This is a genomic window from Nocardia sp. NPDC023852 (assembly GCF_040639505.1).
In the GTDB taxonomy this organism is placed as follows: Bacteria; Actinomycetota; Actinomycetes; order Mycobacteriales; family Mycobacteriaceae; genus Nocardia.
Window position 1 is genome coordinate 73059 of sequence record NZ_JBFAAB010000015.1, and the last position, 19484, is coordinate 92542.

General features: G+C 67.7%; 13 protein-coding genes. 7 read left to right on the forward strand and 6 right to left on the reverse strand.

Features of this window, described 5'->3' with window-relative positions; all coding sequences use genetic code 11:
* Positions 1 to 83: 83 nt before the first annotated feature.
* On the reverse strand, positions 84 to 524 hold the full coding sequence (locus tag AB0H00_RS20375) for an SRPBCC family protein (RefSeq protein ID WP_357268261.1): 441 nt from the start codon (positions 522 to 524) through the stop codon (positions 84 to 86).
* Positions 525 to 532: 8 nt separating this feature from the next.
* Positions 533 to 1339, reverse strand: coding sequence for a methyltransferase domain-containing protein (locus tag AB0H00_RS20380; RefSeq protein WP_357268263.1), 807 nt, complete (start codon positions 1337 to 1339; stop codon positions 533 to 535).
* A 202-nt stretch (positions 1340 to 1541) separates the two neighbouring features.
* On the opposite strand from AB0H00_RS20380, the gene AB0H00_RS20385 reads away from it, so the two are divergent.
* Both AB0H00_RS20385 and AB0H00_RS20390 read left to right on the forward strand, forming a co-directional pair.
* Complete coding sequence (locus AB0H00_RS20385; protein ID WP_357268265.1) at positions 1542 to 2117, forward strand: HhH-GPD-type base excision DNA repair protein; 576 nt, start codon at positions 1542 to 1544, stop codon at positions 2115 to 2117.
* Positions 2118 to 2560: 443 nt separating this feature from the next.
* Positions 2561 to 3835, forward strand: a complete 1275-nt coding sequence (locus AB0H00_RS20390) for an ROK family protein (RefSeq protein ID WP_357268267.1) — start codon at positions 2561 to 2563, stop codon at positions 3833 to 3835.
* Positions 3836 to 3897: 62 nt separating this feature from the next.
* Here AB0H00_RS20390 and AB0H00_RS20395 read toward each other — a convergent pair whose 3' ends face one another.
* A complete protein-coding gene (locus AB0H00_RS20395; RefSeq protein ID WP_357268269.1) occupies positions 3898 to 5526 on the reverse strand; it encodes a DUF2207 domain-containing protein in 1629 nt (542 codons plus the stop codon).
* Between the two features lie 339 nt (positions 5527 to 5865).
* On the opposite strand from AB0H00_RS20395, the gene AB0H00_RS20400 reads away from it, so the two are divergent.
* Positions 5866 to 6720, forward strand: a complete 855-nt coding sequence (locus AB0H00_RS20400; protein WP_357268271.1) for a neutral zinc metallopeptidase — start codon at positions 5866 to 5868, stop codon at positions 6718 to 6720.
* Between the two features lie 202 nt (positions 6721 to 6922).
* Here AB0H00_RS20400 and AB0H00_RS20405 read toward each other — a convergent pair whose 3' ends face one another.
* The 3 genes from AB0H00_RS20405 to AB0H00_RS20415 all read right to left on the reverse strand — a co-directional run bounded on the left by AB0H00_RS20405 (position 6923) and on the right by AB0H00_RS20415 (position 10762).
* On the reverse strand, positions 6923 to 7612 hold the full coding sequence (locus AB0H00_RS20405; RefSeq protein ID WP_357268273.1) for a TetR/AcrR family transcriptional regulator: 690 nt from the start codon (positions 7610 to 7612) through the stop codon (positions 6923 to 6925).
* Positions 7609 to 9855, reverse strand: coding sequence for an MMPL family transporter (locus tag AB0H00_RS20410; protein ID WP_357268275.1), 2247 nt, complete (start codon positions 9853 to 9855; stop codon positions 7609 to 7611). The genes AB0H00_RS20405 and AB0H00_RS20410 overlap by 4 nt, the downstream gene beginning before the upstream one ends.
* Positions 9856 to 9940: 85 nt before the next feature.
* Positions 9941 to 10762, reverse strand: coding sequence for a hypothetical protein (locus AB0H00_RS20415; RefSeq protein WP_357268277.1), 822 nt, complete (start codon positions 10760 to 10762; stop codon positions 9941 to 9943).
* Between the two features lie 451 nt (positions 10763 to 11213).
* On the opposite strand from AB0H00_RS20415, the gene AB0H00_RS20420 reads away from it, so the two are divergent.
* The 4 genes from AB0H00_RS20420 to AB0H00_RS20435 all read left to right on the forward strand — a co-directional run bounded on the left by AB0H00_RS20420 (position 11214) and on the right by AB0H00_RS20435 (position 19309).
* Entirely contained in the window at positions 11214 to 14150 is a 2937-nt protein-coding gene (locus AB0H00_RS20420) for a DNA polymerase III subunit gamma and tau (RefSeq protein ID WP_357268278.1), read from the forward strand.
* 293 nt (positions 14151 to 14443) lie between these two features.
* The gene (locus AB0H00_RS20425; RefSeq protein WP_357268280.1) at positions 14444 to 15658 is read left to right on the forward strand and encodes an acetyl-CoA C-acetyltransferase; all 1215 of its coding nucleotides are present in this window, start codon (positions 14444 to 14446) and stop codon (positions 15656 to 15658) included.
* A 262-nt stretch (positions 15659 to 15920) separates the two neighbouring features.
* The gene (locus tag AB0H00_RS20430; protein ID WP_357268282.1) at positions 15921 to 18071 is read left to right on the forward strand and encodes a 3-hydroxyacyl-CoA dehydrogenase NAD-binding domain-containing protein; all 2151 of its coding nucleotides are present in this window, start codon (positions 15921 to 15923) and stop codon (positions 18069 to 18071) included.
* A 125-nt stretch (positions 18072 to 18196) separates the two neighbouring features.
* Complete coding sequence (locus AB0H00_RS20435) at positions 18197 to 19309, forward strand: esterase-like activity of phytase family protein (protein ID WP_357268284.1); 1113 nt, start codon at positions 18197 to 18199, stop codon at positions 19307 to 19309.
* Positions 19310 to 19484: the final 175 nt, after the last annotated feature.

Below are 19484 nucleotides of genomic sequence, written 5' to 3' on the forward strand. Positions count from 1 at the left end.
TCGGCCCGGCGCATAAGCGGCTGCCTCGAGCCGTCGCTCGGCCCGGCGCAGTCGGAGGGCGGACTGGGTTCCGGCTGTGCCGGCTACCGCGTCTCCAATAGCGTCTTCAGCCGTGCGAGGTCGGCGTGATTGGCCCGTCGGATCGCGGCTTCCAGTATGGGTGCGGCGATTTTGCCGAATCCGCTCGGTTCGCCGCGGTTGCGCAGTGTCATGCGTGTGCCGCCCTCCGGGGTATCCACCCAGGTGTACGTCGTCTCCATCGGAAAAGGACCCGCAGGGGTTCGCATCACCAGCCGCTCGCCGGGTGCGTAGTCGATCACCTCGTAGGTGTAGGCCAGCCGCCTGCCGAGGAAATGCGCGACGAAGTCCATCTGCGAGCCCACTCGCAGCGGTGGTGCCGTGCGCCAGTCGACGCCGCGGATTCTGGCGTACCAGGCGGGAGCGTTCGTCGGGTCGCCCGCGAACGCCGCGACCAACTCGCGCGACCGGTCGATCACCACCTCCGTCAGCACGTCGACGGACACCGGCAGCCTCAGCGCGGCTTGTGCGCGAGAATCGCGAACATGGTGACCGAGAGGTGGATGTCGCCGCTGTCGGCGCCCGCCTGCAGGTCGGCGATCAGCTGATCCCGCTGTGCCTCGCTGATCACGCCGCGCGCGACCGCCATCGCCGATATCCTGTTGACCAGCGAGCCTGCGCCCACACTGCGCTCCTGCACCAGGGCTTGCGAGCCGATATCGTCGATCACCAGACCGGCCTTGGTGAGCAGGCCGGGGATGCGGCGCCCGGCGAGCGGATTCGTGGTCGCCGACACCAACGTGTCGATTACCTCGCGCACAACCTGCCGGTTGCCGGGGTGCACGATCGCGGTGCCCCAGTCGCTGTCCACCACAACGACGCGGCCGCCGGGGCGCAGCACGCGCGCGATCTCGTTCGCGGCGCGGGCAGGGGCGGTCAGGTGCTGGAACACCCGCTCGCACAGGGCAGCATCGAAGCTGTCCGCGCCGAATGGCAGGCCGTAGGCGTCGCCGGAGTGGAATTTAGCGGTGGAGCCGGCCTGGGTCGCGCGGCGTTCGGCGGCGGCGAGCAGGTGCGGGTCGGGCTCGACACCGACCGCGCTGCCGTCCGGGCCGACCGCTTCGGCGAAGGCCATGACCTCGGAGCCGGTGCCGGAACCGATATCCACCGCGTTCTCGCCCGGTTGCAGCGCGAGGGCTTCGTGTGCCCAGGTTCGCAGTCGGCGGATGCCGGGGAGCGCGGCCTGGAGGTCGCGCACGTCGACGAGCTGATCCTGGCCTGCTCGGTCGAACCGATCGGGGCGCAAAGTGTAGGTGTGCATGGGCCCGTGTCCATCCGTGGCCGTTGTGGGTGTCGCCGTCGTCTGAGGCATAGCCAGGAGCCTACGCGGGGCGCCATCTACCCGCGCGTAAGATCTGTGACTCGAGTCACTGTGTGGAGCGCTGGCGGGTGCCCATGTCGTCGGCGCCGATGAGATGATCGAACCCGGCAGGAGCACACACCGTGGGAGCAGGAGGTAGGCGATGAGTCGCAAGCTTTGCCTCGCACAGGACGTCGAGGCGGACGAACTACTGACCGAGGACCACTTCGCCACCCTGCTCGGGATGCTTCTGGACCAGCAGTATCCGATGGAGCACGCGTTCCGCGGCCCGAAGAAGATCGCCGACCGGATGGGTGGCTTCGACATCCACCGCATCGCCGAGGCTGATCCGCAGGAGTTCGAGGATCTCGCCGCGACCCCACCCGCCATTCACCGCTACGGCCGCTCGATGGCCCGGCGGGCCCAAGAGTTGGCGCGCTACGTCATCGAGAACTACGACGGCGAGACCGAGAACATCTGGATCAAGGGCGACCCGGATGGCGCCGAGGTGCTGCGCCGACTGAAGGACCTGCCCGGCTACGGCGAACAGAAGGCCAAGATCTTCCTCGCCCTGCTCGGCAAGCAGCGCGGCGTGCGGCCGGAGGGTTGGCGCGCGGCGGCGGGCGCGTACGGCGAGGAGGGGTCACAGCGGTCCGTTGCCGACGTCACCGACGCCGAATCCCTGACTCGAGTACGGGAATTCAAGAAGCAAGCGAAAGCCGCTGCGAAAGCGAAATAGCGAGCGGCTGACGCCCAGTGAAATCTACCAGCGTTTTCCCTCGTTTCCGGTCGCGATCGGGGCTACTTCACGACGATCAATCGGCCGTTCGTCGCGCCGAAGTAATCCTTCGCAGCGAAAAGACCTCGCCCAGTCGGCTTGTCCACCGGGCGAGATTCTTGTGCCTGTCACCTGGGGAAACTATGTGCGCATGCACACAACGGCGCGTCGGGGCTTGGTGCGTCGCGGAAATCGGTGTTAACTTTATCGACATGTCTGCTGGCCGATCGAACTCGCTGCGGGTCACTTATGTGACTGCCGCACTGGGTCTGCGGCTGCCATTGACACGGGAACTGTGTTGTACCTCTTGCTGCGGCTGAGCCGGTTTTCCAGCTCGTTTGCTGCTTCGTCGCCCATGTAGGCACGTCCCGTTCGGTTGCGGGACTTCGGCAAGGATCTGCACAATGTCCCTCCCTACCCTCGAACGATCCGTCCCCAGGGTTGCCGCCGGTCGTACTCGTGTTCAGCGTCCGGTGGTCGCTCCCGAACTACGGATCGCCGACAACCCGGCGGCAGCGGTTATCCGCGCCGCGACCGGTGGTCCCGTTTCGCGTGACAATGCCGCGCGCACAACGGGTTTGAGCATCGCGACGGTCAACCGTCAGGTGTCCGCACTACTCGCCGCCGGTTTGCTGCGTGAGCGCCCGGACCTGACGGCCTCGGGTGCGGTCGGACGTCCCCGGGTGCCGTTCGAACTCGACCACGAGGCCTACCTGACCATCGGTATCCACATCGGTGCCGCGGTCACCAAGATCGTCGCGGCCGACCTGCGCGGCCGCATCCTAGGTGGCCTCGCCATCGCTACCCCGCAGACCGGACAGGAGTTCGCCACCACCACCGTCGCCCGCAGCGCCAAGGCGTTCCTGCAGCGCTGGCATCGGCGCAAGGCGCTATGGGCAGGCGTCGCGATCGGCGGCCGGGTCGATCCGCTCACCGGCGTCGTCGACCACCCCAAGCTGGATTGGCGTGGTGCGCAAGTCGGTTCGGTGCTCGGCGAGGTGCTCGAGCTGCCCGTCTCGGTGGCGCCGCACGTCGAGGCGATGGCCGGCTCGGAGCTGTTGCTGCGCACCGTCGAACCGCGCGACCAAGCTCGCGTGGAGCGTGGCAGCAGCCTGTACTTCTACGTCCGCGAAACCGCCGGTGTAGCTGTGACTTTGGATGGCCGCGTGCACACGCCGAGCAACGGCCCCGGCTCGATCGCGCATCTTCCCACCGGCTCGGACGTCGAATGCGCCTGCGGACGGCGCGGCTGCCTGGAGGTAACCGTGGGTGATCGGTCACTGCACTCCAGGGCCGTCGGTCGCGGAATCATCCCAGCGCACAACGGAACCGCGGGATCGACCATCGCGGACCTGTACCGGGCTGCGGAGTCGGGCTCGGAGCCCGCGCGTGAACTGCTCGCCGAGCGCGCCACCATCCTCGGCCACACCGTGGCGATGGTGCGCGACATGCTCAACCCTGATCGCGTGATTCTGGGTGGCCAAGCCTTCACCGGCTACCGGCCCGCGGTCGGGCATGTAGCGCGTGCGTTCAACCAGGGTTCGACCCTGCCTCCGACCGATATCCGAATCAGCGGATTCGGCGGCAAGGTGCAGGAATTCGCCGCCGTGGTCACCTCGCTGAGCGTGCTGTACGCCGATCCGCTCGCCGCGATCCGGCGCACCACACTGGGCGACTGAGAGATCGAGAGAGGGCGACCGGCCGCTGTCGCTGGTCGCCCTCTCCTCATCGGCGTGCGGCACTACCGATGTGGATGTCCGGTGGCGAACAGACCTTCCAGCGCGGTGATGAAGAATGGGAAGTGTCCCGCGAAGCGCTGCAGGTTGCGGTCGTGTTCGAAGCCACCGAACCAGTAGAGGCCGGGCTGCGAGTCGGCCGACGGGTCGAGGTCGCGGAAGGCACGAATCCAGTTGTCGGCGCGTCCGCCGATCACCATGAACGGCAGGGCACGGGAGAACACCGTCTCTTGGTCGAGCGGTGGGATCTGGTCGCGTCGAGTCGCTTCCAGGCCGCGCTGCAGCGCGCGGATCTGCCTGGTGAGCTCCACTCCGCGCGCGGTCCTGACCGGCAGGTACTTCGGAAGCAGGACGGTCGCGACACCGGCGAGCGCGATGGCGACGCCGACCAGGGCATGCCCGGAGGTGAGCGCGAGCGCGACGGTCGCGGCGATGCCCGCGACGATCAGCGCACCGCCCAGCCATACCGCGAGGCCGGGGCGGCGGCGGTCGGTGAAGCTACCGCGGGTGACGGCGTCGGCCAGCAAGGCGGTGCGCACCGGACCGGATTGCACGCGGCCCGGGTTGCGTAGGTCGGTGACGGTCACCGTGTCGGTGCCGTCGGGCAGCAACGCCCGGTAGACCGCCTTCTCGTAATCCCGCAGCTGGTCGTCGGGGGCGTTCACCCGGTTGATCCGCCAGTCGGTGTCGCCGAGCGGGGTGATCCAGATATACCGGCGCACTGCGAGATCCACCACTGTCGCGGCGATATCGACCGGATCGACGTGCCCGTCCAGCAGCAGGCCCGCCTCCCCGGGCAGCGCTCCGTCGGGCGAGATGAACTGCACACGGTCACCCTCGCGCAGCAGCGGATCGATCGTGTCCGAACCACCGCCTGCTGCGACGTCGCGGCGCCGGGCCCGCAGCGCGAAGGCGATCACGCCCGCCAGTGCGAGCAGCAGCACACCGAACGCGACCAGCGCAGGCATGGTGATCGTGAACGGGCCCGCGTCGCCGCTGCCGCGCACGTCGGCGTTGCTCGGCACGGTGCCAGGCGGCAGTTGCAGGGTCAGATCGATGACGTCGCCCTTGTGCAGATCGGTCTGCTCGAGGAAGAGCACACCGTCGGTCTCGATCTTGACGTCCGCGCATGGCCGGGCGTTGCCGGGCGGGCCGAGTTTGCAGTCGACGATGCCCATCTCGAAGCTCGGGCTGATCAACGAAGCGCTGATCGAGGCGATGTCGGTGTTCAGTACGCCGAGCCAATGGAAAACCTGGGTACCCGGCGCTTCGCTGACGGTGTTGCGCACCGAGTACTTGAAGGTGGATTCGCCGGGTCGCGCCTCGATGGTGAACTGGTCGCCGGCCACCGTCGCCGTGCCCGTGCCCTCGGTGTTCACGTCGGTGACCTGGAAAACCCGCTCGACGTCGTCGCTCACCTGCAGCCGCAGTGGAAGTGACATCCGGAAGGCGCCGTCCGGTGGCACCGCCACCTGCTCTACTACCTCGAGGACGCCTTCGCGGCTGAGTTTCAGGTCGGCGGTGATGGTCACACCGCTCGGTGCGGGCTCCGTGTGGGCGACCGGGGCGGTCGCGAGCATCCCCGCGGTGGCGAGAAGAAGCGCGCCCACGGCGCCCCCCCGAAAAGTCAGCATGGCTGCCTACTCTAGACAGCTTGCTATCCTGCGTCAGCGGCTGTCGGCGATCATGAGATGAGGGGGTACGGGGGCGTGACACAACCACCGTACGGATACGGACCGGTTCCGCATGGCGGGCGCCCGATTCCTCCCCAGCCAGGCTACGGTCCGCCGCCTGCTTATGGTTCACCACCGGCGTACGGTCCGCCGCCGGGTTATGGTCCGCCGCCCGGTTATTCGCCTCCCGCTTACGGTCCACCACCGGGTTATCGCCCGCAGATGCCGCCGCCGATGCCGTACGGTCCGCCCGGTCGACCGCCGTATCCGCCGCCACGCAAACGAGGTAGCGGTGGATGGGTGGCGCTGTTGATCGTCGTCGTGTTCCTCGTCGCCGGAGGGCTGGTGCGCAACGCGATCTCGGTCGGACGGAACAACAGCGGCCCGTCCGGTCCGCAGCCCACCTTCACTTTCGCTCCTCGACCAGACGGCTCGGCGGGTCCGGCCGAGACGGGCAGCAACCCGCTGCTCACAGACCCGAACGCGACGCTGCTCCCGGCGCGGTGCGCCTACTCCCCGTGGGGCACGCAGGTCGACGCCGCGCGCAAGTTCTTCGAAAGCGCCGCGTCATGCCTGGAGGTGGCGTGGAAACCGGTGTTGCGAAAGGCGAATCTGCCGTTCCAGCCGCCCGCGCTGAATGTCAGCGCGACCACGACGGGCATCACGACGCCGTGTACCGGGTCGACGAGCAATTTCGCCGCATTCTACTGCCCGGCGAACAAAACCATCTATATGCCGATCAGCCAGCTGCAGACCGACTACTTCAAGGACAACTGGGTGGTTTACCTGTCGGTCTTCGCACACGAGTACGGACACCACGTGCAGGCGATGTCCGGCATTCTGCGCAAGGCCAACAGTGATCGGGCCGACGTGGGCCCGCGCAGCCCCAAGGGGCTGGAGTTGTCCCGCCGAGTCGAATTGCAGGCCAACTGCTTCGACGGCATGTACCTCGCGTCCTCGGCCAGAGGTGGCTCGCTGACCAACCCGCAACTCACCTTGGCGCGTAAGGACGCGTACGGTCGTGGTGACCAGGCAGGTGACATGCGCGACCACGGCACGTCTGAGAACGGCGGCCAGTGGTTCGAGACAGGGTTGGACAAAAACCTTGCGGCCCAGTGCAATACGTTCACCGCATCCCCGGGCGAGGTGAACTGAGATGATGGCGCCACCCGTCCGCGCCGAGCGCAATCACGGCCTTCCGGCAACCACATAAACCGCCGCTCCGCGGTGATCAACGCTCCTGGATCGTCCTCGGCGTGGTGTGGACGGTCGGTGGGTAGGCGGCCGAAGTGACCCCCACGCCGATCCGGCGCGGCCCGAACGGTCACCTACGGCCGTCCCGTCGAGCGGCGGCTGGTCAGGTGGGGGAACCGTGGTGCCGTAGACGGCCGAGCCAGGCGGTAACCGTTTCCGGTGTCGGCAGGTCCTCGCCGATCAGGTCGAGCACGCTGTATCCGATGCACGCGGCGCCCATCACGCGCGACGCGGCCGCTTCCGCGTCGCCCCAGGGCAGGTAGGGCTTGGCGATCAGCAAGGAAGCGATGCCGTGGGCGACGGACCAGAGTTCCAGCACGACGGGCAGCGGATCGCGCGGTGCCATCGTCCCCTCGTCCATGCACTTGTGCACAGTTGCCGCGAAATGCTGGAACGCTCCACTGGTGAGCACTTGATCGACCGCGCCTCCGCTCTTCGTGGCCGCGGTCGCCAGCCGGTACTGCTCGGGATGCGCGAGGGCGAACCGTACGTAGGCCATACCCTGGTCACGCAGCTGGGTCATCGGCGGGCTCGCCGGATCGGTGGCCGTCCGCAACGCCTCGGCGAGGTCCTCGAAGACCTGGGCAACGACGGCTTCGATGAGCTCGTCCTTGTCCGCGAAGTGCCTATATATCGACGGCGCGCTCACCCCGACCAGCTCGCTCACCGCGCGGATCGACACCGCCTCGGCGGCACCGGTGCGTGCGAGCAGGTCGGCTGTGGCGCGCAGGATCTCCTCGCGTAGCCGGGCTCCGGAGCCGCGCGGCGACCGCGGCCGGTGCGAGCCGATCACGGGCGATCCGCGGTTTCGAACTCGGGTGTCGCGGACGTGTGGTCGCTCTCGGTCAGCCCGATCTTGGCGTGCAGGCGGGCAAGCGGTTGCGGCGCCCACCAATTCGCCGGGCCGAGCAGCCGCATGAGCGCCGGTGCGAGCAGGCCGCGAATGATTGTCGCGTCAGCGAGCACGGTCAGTGTGAGGCCGAGCCCCATCAGCTGCATGAACGACACCTTGGAGGTGATAAGGGCACCCAGCACGATGGCCATCAGCACGGCGGCCGCAGTGAAGATGCGGCCGGTGCGGGCGACGCCGATCGCGACCGCGCGGGTGTTGTCGTGCCCGGCCAACCACTCCTCACGCACGCGCGAGAGCAGGAACACCTCGTAGTCCATCGACAGGCCGAAGGCCAAGCAGAACATCAGGATCGGCATGGTCGGCACCAGATAGCCGACCGGGGTGAAGCCCAGTAGCCCGGACAGGTGGCCATCCTGGAACACCCATACCATCGCACCGAACGCGGCGGCGAGCGAAAGAGTATTCAACACAAGCGCTTTGAGTGGAAGCACGACGCTTCCAGTGAACAGGAACAGCACGACGAAGGTGGTCAGCGCGATCAGCGCGCCCGCGAGCGGCAGCCGGGCGGCCAGTGCGTCCAGCGAGTCGGCGTTGATCGCCGCGGCGCCGCCGTAGAGCGCGGGGCCAGGCGCGGGTACCGCCCTGATCGCTTGCAGCTGCCGCTCACCCGCGGGGGAGAATGGGTCGAGCTCGGTGGCGACGTTGAGGTAGGTCCCCGTGTCATTGGCCATACCGGGCGTGGCCGTCGCGAGACGCAATCCAGAGACGTAGATCCCGGCGCTGGACTGCACCGCGGGCACGCCGTCCACCTCGGATAGCTCGGCGGCGTACGCGCCGATCGCCGCGGTATCGCCGCGGTAGCCGTCCAACACGATCGTTGTAGTGGCAGCCGGGTCCGCCTGTGGGAACTGGCTGCGCAATGCGTCACCGACCTGACGGCTGGCCGCGCTGACCGGGAGCACCCGGTCGTCGGGGTAGCCGAACTTCACCGAGAGGAACGGTGCGCCGAGCGCGAGCAACACCACGATGAGCACGACCGCGACCGGCGCCGCATGCCGCATCACCGCGGTGACCGTTCGGTACCAGCGGGTCTCCTCCGGCGCAGGCGTGGCCGGCGCCGGAGTGCCGGGACGGAACAGCCGACGCAGGGGAACTCGCAGATCGAGGGCGTTGACCCGATGGCCGAGCAGCACGAGCGCGGCGGGCAGGATCAGGATCGAGGCGGCCGCGGCCGCGACGACCACGGCGACGCCCGAATAGGCGAAAGACTTGAGGAAGTACAGGTCGAACACGCTCAGCACGGCCATCGAGAGGGCGACGGTGAGCGCGGAGAACAGCACGGTTCGTCCCGCGGTTTGTACGGCGCGGATGGTGGCCGCGGTCGGGTCGAGACCGTTGCCCAGTTCCTCCCGGTAGCGGCTCACAATGAACAAGCTGTAGTCGATGGCCAGCGCGAGCCCCATGGCAGTCGTCATGTTCAGCGCGTAGATCGAGACATCGGTGAACTGCGTGCACAAGCGCAGAATGGCCAGCGTCGCCGCGATCGCGAACAAGCCGATCGCCAGCGGTAGCGCGGCGGCGATCACGCTGCCGAACACGAGGATCAGCACGATCATCACCAGCGGCAACGCCACGCCTTCGGCAAGGGCGAGGTCTTGTGTGGTCTGCTTGGTCACATCGTGGTAGATCGCGGCGATGCCGCCTTGGCGGACCGTGACGCCGTCGGAGGTTCCGGCGAGCTGATCGGTCAGCTCGCCCGCGGTCTGTTGGACGTGGGATTCGTCTCCGGTGAGGAAGGCGACCACCAGGGCGCTCTTGCCGTCGCCGCTGCGCAAAGCGGTGGACAGCGGCGGCGCGGCGGTCCAGTAGGACTGGACGCCCTGCACGTCAGCGCGCGCTTTCAGGGTGTCGGTCAGCCCGATTCCCGCTGCCTTGGTAGCGGGATCGTTCGCGCCGGCGTCGGAGCTGACCAGCAGCACGAAATTGGGCGCGGCGCCGCCGAAGTTGTCGGCGATCAGCTGGACCACCCGTACGGACTCGGCGTCCTCAGAGGTGAATCCGCCGGACTTCAGATGCGCGGCCGCGGTTGCGCCGAAGATGCCGCACAGCACGGCGAGAGCGAACGCGGCTGCGAGCACGGCACGGGGGAATCGGGTGGTGAATCGGGCTATCCGGGTCAGCATCGGGGCGCGCTCCGCTCGATAGGTTAACGGCGTTAGACTAACGCCGTTAACCTATGGGTGTCGAGAGATCGGGATGCGCCGCAGGTCAGCTGCGGGACTTGCGGATTGCCCGAATTCCCCTGCGACCGGGGACGGGGGAGTCGTCGTGCATCGTGACCCACTCCGCCGTGGTCAACCAGAGTTGCTGAGCGCGGGCGTCGGCGGTGTTGTGGAAGATCCGGCGGCCTCGGTCGTCGCGCAATTCCTGCGTGACCACCGACCAGCGTGGCGGGTGTCCGTGCTCGGCCAGGTAGTCGTTGAGATAGGCCGCGACCGCGGTGCCGATGGTGTTGACCGGGCGCAGCGATACTCGGTTGCCGTACTGCGCGGCATGGAAACGCCTTGCGGCACAGAGGGATCCGGGATTTGCATTGGAAGCGATCCAGCCTGCGCGCTGCGCCCGCTCGATCAGCCAGAGGTGCTTCACGGCCGATGGTGCGATATCGCCGATGCGGGTGCGGATCAGGGTCATGATCTGCTCGGAGCACAGCACGTCGCGGCGCGTCGGCCCGATGCCGTGCGAGGTCCAGTGCGCGTCCGCCAGTCTGGCGAGTACCCGGCCGAAGTCGTCGATGCTGCGCTGGGCGCGCCGCCCGAGCCGCTCGATGCGCTCGGCCTCGCGGCGCATCTCGTTCTGGGTGGTCAGGGTGCGGATCGCGGCGATGGTGGGCACCTGACCGCGTTCCAGGAGTTCGAGAATGGCGGCGGCGGTGGCCGGGTCGGCCGCGGCGGTCACCGGCAGTGAATCGCGCCTGATCGCGAAGTCCTGCGGGCTGATCGCCCGGCTCAACAAGGCGACGGCGGAGTGATCGCCTGCGAAATCGGTACTGGACAGCCAGGCGGCGGCGATGTCGTCACACGACGGCACGGTGGAATTTCCTCCGGTGGAAGTGTGGGAATTGGTTCTGGTCACCGTGGGCCGAACTCGGTGGTTGTGCCCCGGTCGGGATGAGGGACCGGCCGGGGTCACCAACCTGATGAAGGTTTGGCTACCGAAGTTGCCGACTGCCACGTTAGCCAGACGATTGCGCTTATGTCACCAACGGTGACTTTTTCGTTATGTCCACAAACTTGCGGCGTAGCGGGGTGTGAGTACATGTTTTCGCGCTAGGAGGGAGGGCGTGATGATAAACGCCCCGGTTCGGTTAGCGGCGATGGGTGATTGCTGACACATTGCCGTCTATATCGCCGGAGAGTGGGGTAGAAGAAGTCACGACGTATTCTGTGATCTATATCACATATGCTGTGGGCAATGTACCCATGCCGGGCCGCTCCGGGCGCGAATGTTCTTTGTCGGCGCTCGCCGGTAACCTCTGGCCGTGGCTCTGTACCGAAAGTACCGACCGGCAACATTCGCTGAGGTGGTGGGTCAGGAGCACGTTACCGACCCGCTGAGTATCGCGCTCGACACGGGACGAATCAGTCATGCCTACCTGTTCTCTGGTCCGCGGGGCTGTGGCAAGACCTCTTCGGCGCGCATTCTCGCCCGGTCGCTGAACTGTGTGCAGGGTCCCACCTCGACGCCATGCGGTGTCTGCCCGTCCTGCGTGGCGCTCGGTCCCGGTGGTCCGGGCAACCTGGATGTGATCGAGCTCGACGCCGCGAGCCACGGCGGTGTCGACGACACCCGCGAACTGCGCGACCGCGCCTTCTATGCCCCCGCCGAGTCCCGGTACCGGGTGTTCATCGTGGACGAGGCACACATGGTCACCACCGCGGGCTTCAACGCGCTGCTGAAGATCGTCGAGGAGCCGCCCGCCCACCTGATCTTCATCTTCGCGACCACCGAGCCGGACAAGGTGCTGCCCACCATCCGCTCGCGCACGCACCACTATCCGTTCCGGCTGTTGCCACCGGCGACCATGCGCGGGCTGCTGGGCCGGATCTGCGAGCAGGAGCACGTGCCGGTCGAAGAAGCGGTATATCCCTTGGTGATTCGCGCGGGCGGTGGTTCGCCGCGCGACAGCCTGAGTGTGCTCGACCAGCTCGTGGCCGGCGCGGGCCCGGAGGGCGTCACCTACTCCCGCGCGGTGTCTCTGCTCGGCGTCACCGACGTGGTGCTGATCGACGACGCCGTCGAGGCGTTGGCCACCGACGACGGGGCGGCGCTGTTCGGCACGGTGGATCGGGTGATGGAGGCGGGACACGACCCGCGCCGTTTCGCCGTCGACCTGCTCGACCGCTTCCGTGACCTGATCCTGCTGCGCGCGGTGCCCGATGCCACCGATCGCGGTTTGGTCACCGGCCCCGGCGACGTGCTCGACCGCATGCGCGATCAGGCCGAGCGTCTCGGTTCGGCCACCTTGACCCGCTACGCCGAGCTGTTGCACGAAGGGCTCGGTGAGATGCGCGGTGCCACCGCGCCCCGACTTCTGCTCGAGGTCGTCTGCGCTCGCATGCTGCTGCCCTCGGTCTCCGACGCCGAATCCGCCACGCTGCAGCGCCTGGAACGATTGGAGCGGGGGGTCGCGAGCGGCGCCCTCGCGGCCGCGTCTCCGGCACCTGCCCGGCCCGCGCCTGCGAGCGCATCGCCGTCCGATCCGACGCGGCGCCGCGGCGCGGAGGCACTGGCTGCTATTCGCCGGGAGAACCAAGGCGGCAGCTCGCCTGCCGGTACGGCCTCGGCTGCCGGGTCCGCCGCATCTGCGGATGCTACTGGAACCGATGGTGCCGCGTCGGTTGGCGATAGCCCGCCCATCGGTGCTGCGGTGCCTACGAGCGGTACGGCACAGTCCGAGGGTCCTGGTGGTGCGGCGTCTGTCGATACCGGACCTGTCGATCGCGCAGTGCATATCGCCGGCGAGGATTCCGCAGAGGGTGGGACGCATCTCGGATCCGCCGGTCGTGGTGCGTCCGGCGTGTCCTCGGCTGGTGGCGAGTCCGCCACCGGGGAGCCGGCCGGCAGCGCGTCTGACGTTCGAAGTGATGGTCCCGAGCAGGAAGACGGTCGATCCGCACAGGTCGGTGTATCCCCGTCGTCGGTCGTAGGAGCGGAGGGTGGTCGGAATGCCGCCGCTACCACCGGACCGGGTTCGTCGGGTGCCGCGCCGGACGCATCGGATGGCTCATTCGGAAGTAGCGCGGCGCTTTCGTCGCCAGGCGGACCCGCCATGTCCACCGAGTCGAGACCTGTAGCCGCCCACCCGGGCTCGGTGGCCGACTCCGCGAACGCTCCAGGTGGTTCCGCGGCAGCAGCCGAACGATCCGGTTCGGCACCCGCCGGCGCCGAATCGGGCGCGAGTCGCCGTCCTCCCGCTGTACAGAACCCGGACTCCGCGGCGGTGCAGCCTATTTCCGCAGGCGATGCGGCTGAGGGTCCTTCGTCCGCCGCGAACGCCCAGCCGACGGGTACGTCCGCTGCGCAGGCCTCGGAGGCGAATACCGCATCGGCGGATCGGGCCACGCCGTCGACTGCCGGGTCCGCGTATACCGCACCTGCGGAAGCTCGCTCGACGCACGAACCCGGACAACCGGAACCCGGCGCGCAGAGCGGTGACCTGCTGCGCGAGGTGGAAGCCGCCTGGGCGGAGATCCGCACCACGGTGCGCGAGTTCGGCGCGGCCGTGCAGGCGATGCTGGCAGGCGCGTCGGTGTCGCGCGTCGAGGGCGATGTCATCGTGCTCACACATCAGCACGCCCCACTGGCGCAGCGATTGTCTGATCCGCGGAATGTGGAAGCGGTGCGGTCGGCGGTGCGTGCTGTGCTCGGTCGCGACCATGAGGTGCGCTGGGAAGCGGGCGGTGCGGCGCCGCGTCCCGCCGCGGCGCCCCGGTCCGGCGGTGGGGGGAACCGGCAGCGCGGATCGGCGGGCAACCAAGCCTCTGGACGTGAATCGGGCAATGTGTCGGGACGTGGTTCGGATGCCGCCGCGCCGCCACGTTATTCGCGCCCGAGTCAGGCCAGGAACGCAGGCGGGGACCAGCCGGCCGGTGCCGGCAGGTCGCGCCCCGGTCGCTCCGACTCGCGTCCGTTCGGCGGAGATGACGATATTCCACCGCCCGACTACCCCGATCTGCCGGACGATCCCGGCCCCGCGGACTCCGCGCCATTCGATGCCGCTGCGAGCGGAAACGAAGTCCGGGCCAGCAGCGGATGGGACAACGACGGGGTCGTTCCCGCCTCGACGCCGGAGGAGGAGCAAGAGATGCTGGCCGCCGCGGCGGATCCGGTGGCTCCCGGCGACCGGCGTGATCCGGACGAGGTCGCTCTCGAATTGCTGAAGAGTGAGCTCGGTGCCACACGGTTGGATGGTTGACAACCACCGCTCAGACGACGTTAAGTTAACCGCAGTTCGCACATCGCCGGTAGTATGAACGGGTGGCCGTGAGCTTCGGTATGACGAGGTTCTATGGTGGGCGCAGGCGTACGGGCGACCGGGAGCATGCGTTCGCTATTGCTTGCCCTGTTTTGTACAGCGTCAGGACGGTCGGTCGCACGACCGGTCGATGAGGTCAGCCGCAGCCATGCCGCAGCACGCGGTGTTGCCGCACAGAGCGCCCGGACGGACGAGGGTCCGGCCGCGCACCTTTAAGGAAGGAACACTCCGATATGACCACAGAGGCCTACATTTACGAGGCCATCCGCACTCCGCGCGGCCGCGGCAAGAAGAACGGCTCGCTGCACTCGGTCAAGCCGATCGACTTGACTGTTGGTCTGATCCAGGAGCTGCGCGGCCGCTTCCCGAACCTCGACGAGGATCGGATCTCCGACTTGATTCTCGGCGTGGTCGCGCCGGTCGGTGACCAGGGCGCCGACATCGCCCGCACGGCGGTGACCGTGGCCGGACTGCCCGACACCGTCGGCGGCTTCCAGCTCAACCGCTTCTGCGCCTCCGGGCTCGAGGCGGTCAACCTGGCCGCGCAGAAGGTGCGCTCCGGCTTCGACGATCTGGTCCTGGCCGGCGGCGTCGAGTCCATGTCCCGCGTGCCCATGGGTTCGGATGGCGGCGCGTGGGCGCTCGACCCGGCCACCAACTACGACACCTACTTCGTTCCACAGGGTGTGTCCGCCGACCTGATCGCCACCATCGAAGGCTTCGACCGCGACGACGTCGACGCCTACGCGGTGCGCTCGCAGGAACTGGCCGCCAAGGCCACCACCGGCGGCTACTTCGCCAAGTCGATCGTTCCGGTCAAGGACCAGAACGGCATCATCGTGCTGGACAAGGACGAGCACATGCGTCCCGGTACCACGGCCGAGGACCTGGCAAAGCTACAGCCGTCCTTCGCCGTGATCGGTGAGATGGGTGGCTTCGACGCGGTGGCGCTGCAGAAGTACTACTTCGTCGAGAAGATCAACCACGTGCACCACGGCGGTAACAGCTCCGGCATCGTCGACGGTGCCGCGCTCGTGCTCGTCGGTAGCAAGGAAGCGGGAGAGGCGTCCGGTCTCACCCCGCGCGCGCGTGTTGTCGCGACCGCCACCAGCGGCGCCGACTCGACCATCATGCTGACCGGTCCGACCCCGGCCGCCAAGAAGGCGCTGGCAAAGGCCGGCCTGACGCTAGATGACATCGACCTGGTCGAGATCAACGAGGCGTTCGCGTCCGTGGTGCTGAAATTCCAGAAGGACCTGAAGGTCCCGGACGAGAAGCTGAACGTGAACGGCGGCGCGATCGCGATGGGCCACCCGCTCGGTGCGACCGGCGCGATGATCACCGGCACCATGGTCGACGAGCTGGAGCGCCGCAACGGCCGCTACGCGCTGATCACCCTGTGCATCGGCGGCGGCATGGGCGTGGCCACCATCATCGAGCGGGTCTGATCCCCAACCGGCAGCTGAGATTCACAGCGGCGTGAGCGATGGGGCCCGGAGGCGGCAGCCTGCGTAACCACGGAGGGCTCGCGAAGGCCGCTAATCGACACGCGGCGTGAGCGATGGGCCCGGAGGCGGCAGCCTGCGTAACCACGGAGGGCTCGCGAAGGCCGCTAATCAACACGCGGCGTGAGCGATGGGCCGGAGGCGGCAGCCTGCGTAACCACGGAGGGCTCGCGAAGGCCGCTAATCAACAAGGAGACATAGAGCTGTGAGTGAAACCAACATGATCGGTTGGGAGCAGGATTCGGACGGCATCGTGACGCTGACGATGGACGACCCGAACCAGAGCGCCAACACGATGAACGAGCTGTACAAGAAGTCGATGGCCGCCACCGTCGACCGGCTCGAGGCGGAGAAGGACACCATCACCGGTGTCGTCGTGACCTCCGCGAAGAAGACCTTCTTCGCCGGCGGCGATCTGAAGAACATGATGAAGGTCGGCCCGGACGACGCACAGGCCCTGATGGCGGAGCTCAGCGAGATCAAGGGACCGCTGCGGCGCCTGGAGCAGCTGGGTAAGCCGGTCGTCGCCGCCATCAACGGCGCCGCGCTGGGCGGTGGCCTGGAGATCGCGCTGGCCACGCACCACCGCATCGCCGCCGACGTGCCGGGTTCGCAGATCGGTCTGCCGGAGGCCACCCTCGGCCTGCTGCCCGCCGGTGGCGGTGTCATCCGCACCGTGCGCATGCTGGGTCTGCAGAACGCCCTGATGCAGGTGCTGCTGCAGGGCCAGCGCAACAAGCCGGCCAAGGCCAAGGAGATCGGCTTGGTCGACGAGCTCGTCGGTTCCGTCGATGAGCTGGTGCCTGCCGCCAAGGCGTGGATCAAGGCCAACCCGGACAAGGGTGTGCAGCCCTGGGACGTCAAGGGCTTCAAGATCCCCGGCGGCACCCCGTCCTCGCCCGCGTTCGCGGCGAATCTGCCGGCCTTCCCGGCCAACTTGCGCAAGCAGATCAAGGGCGCGAACATGCCCGCCCCGCGTGCCATCATGTCGGCCGCGGTCGAGGGCGCGCAGGTCGACATCGACAACGCCTCGCTGATCGAGTCCCGCTACTTCGTGCACCTGCTCACCGGCCCGGTCGCGAAGAACATGATCCAGGCGTTCTTCTTCGACCTGCAGACCATCAACAACGGTGGTTCGCGGCCGAAGGACGTGCCGAAGAAGGAGATCAAGAAGGTCGGCGTGCTCGGCGCGGGCATGATGGGCGCAGGTATCGCGTACGTCTCCGCCAAGGCGGGCTACCAGGTCGTGCTGAAGGATGTCTCGATCGAGGCGGCCGAGCGCGGCAAGAACTACTCCGAGAAGATCGAGGCCAAGGCACTCTCCCGCGGCAAGACCACCGAGGAGAAGTCCAAGGCGCTGCTGGACCGGATCAAGCCGACCGCGGACGCGGCCGACTTCGCCGGTGTCGACTTCGTCATCGAGGCCGTCTTCGAGAACACCGAGCTGAAGCACAAGGTGTTCCAGGAGATCGAGGACGTCGTCACCCCCGATGCGCTGCTCGGCTCGAACACCTCCACCCTGCCGATCACCGGTCTCGCGGCCGGCGTCCAGCGCCAGCAGGACTTCATCGGCATCCACTTCTTCTCGCCGGTCGACAAGATGCCGCTGGTGGAGATCATCAGGGGTGAGAAGACCTCGGACGAAGCGTTGGCCAGGGTGTTCGACTACACACTCGCGATCAAGAAGACCCCGATCGTGGTCAACGACAGCCGCGGATTCTTCACCTCGCGTGTGATCGGCACCTTCGTCAACGAGGCGATCGCCATGCTCAACGAGGGCATCGAGCCCGCGACCATCGAGCAGGCCGGGCTGCAGGCGGGGTACCCTGCTGCGCCGCTGCAGCTGTCGGACGAGTTGAACATGAAGCTCATGCAGAAGATCGCCAAGGAGACCCAGGAGGCCGCCGAGTCGGGCGACACCACCATGGGCGCGAAGCGTCACCCGGCGCAGGACGTCATCGACTACATGGTGTCCGAGGGGCGTCCGGGCCGTCTGGAGAAGGCGGGCTTCTACGAGTACGACGAGAACGGCAAGCGCACCGGTCTGTGGCCCGGGCTGCGTGAGCACTTCAAGACCACGGCGGACTTCAGCGTCCCGCTGCAGGATCTGATCGACCGCATGCTGTTTGCGGAGGCGATCGAGACCCAGAAGTGCTTCGACGAGGGTGTGCTGACCTCGACCGCCGACGCCAACATCGGCTCGATCCTCGGCATCGGCTTCCCGGCCTGGACCGGCGGAGTGCATCAGTACATCGTCGGTTATCCGGGCGGGCAGGAGGCCTTCGTGGCCCGCGCCGACTACCTCGCCAAGACCTACGGCGAGCGCTTCGAGGTCCCTGCCTCGCTGCGCAAGTAGTCTTCGCGCGAACCAGACGTCAAAAGTCCGCCATCGCTTTTCGCGGTGGCGGGCTTTCGCCGTTCTCCGGGTGGGTGATCGGCGGATTTTCCGCCGGGTGCGCCCTTGCGGATACGTTGAGAGCCGTGTCGAGTCGTAGCCGCCGCATCCTGGTCGCCAGTTGTGCCCTCGCGTTCGTGTCCGCCCCCGCCGTGACGGTGCCGCAGGCCGCCGCCGATCCGGCGGTGGGCCCGTCGGTGCGGCTGCTCGGCGAGCAGGTGATCGAGCACGATCTGAACATCGCGGGAACCACGGTGGGTGGCCTGTCCGGGATCGACTACCAGGAGCGTACCGGCGAGTATGTCCTGATCAGCGATGACGGGTCCGAGAAAGACCCGGCGCGGTACTACACCGCACACGTCACGGTCGGCGAGAACGGGGTGGGCCCGGTGACGATCACCGGCACACGCCCGCTCTTGACATCGACAGGGACTCCCTACGCCCCGAAGTCGGTGGATCCGGAGGAGATCCGGGTCGATCCGTGGACCGGCGACTACTTCTGGACGCAGGAGGGCGTACGGACCGAAACTGTCCGCGCGGACCCTTCGGTGCGGATCGCGCGGCCCGACGGCACGTTCGCGGGTGACTTGCCGATCCCGGGCGACGAACGGATGCTGCCGAATGCGGGGCCGCGGCAGAACCTGGCGTTGGAGGGCGCGACCTTCGCCGCCGGGGGTGCACTGTTCTTGACGTCGGTGGAGGGTCCGCTGCTGGGGGACGGACCGGTGGCGACCACGACCAGTGGCGCGCTCGCCCGGATCACCGTCCAGGCGCGCTTCGGACCGCCGCTCGCCCAATACGTGTATCCGCTGGATCCGGTGTTCGCCGAGTCGCGTCCCGAGCCCGGCCTCGGCACGAACGGGATCTCGTCCATCTTGGCCGCCGACCCGCTGGACCCGACCGAACTCCTTGTGCTCGAAAGGGCCTACGTCAAGGGCGTCGGCAACAAAATCCGTATCTACGAGGCGGATCTGGGCGCGGCGACCAACGTCCTCGACGCGCCGGTCGGCGCCGCACGTCCGGTGGCCAAGCGGTTGCTCGTCGACCTTGCCGACGTCGGGCTCGCCGCGATCGACAACATCGAGGGCATGACCTGGGGTCCGCGCCTGCCCTCCGGCGAGCGGACCCTGGTGTTGGTGAGCGACAACAACTTCGCCGCTGGCCAGATCACCCAGGTCATCGCCCTTGCTGTCGGATAGACGCTCCGGCGCGGGTCTTCGGCGTCGGCCTGGTAGGCGGCTGTCGCGCGAGTGAATCAGTCGAACAGCACCTCGCACTGTTCGAGGGAATAGCCGGTGTGGTGTTCGCGCCGGACCCCAAGCCCTCCGCACGGCGCTGACCAGCTCGAACATCCTGGTCAGCCAACATGAATTT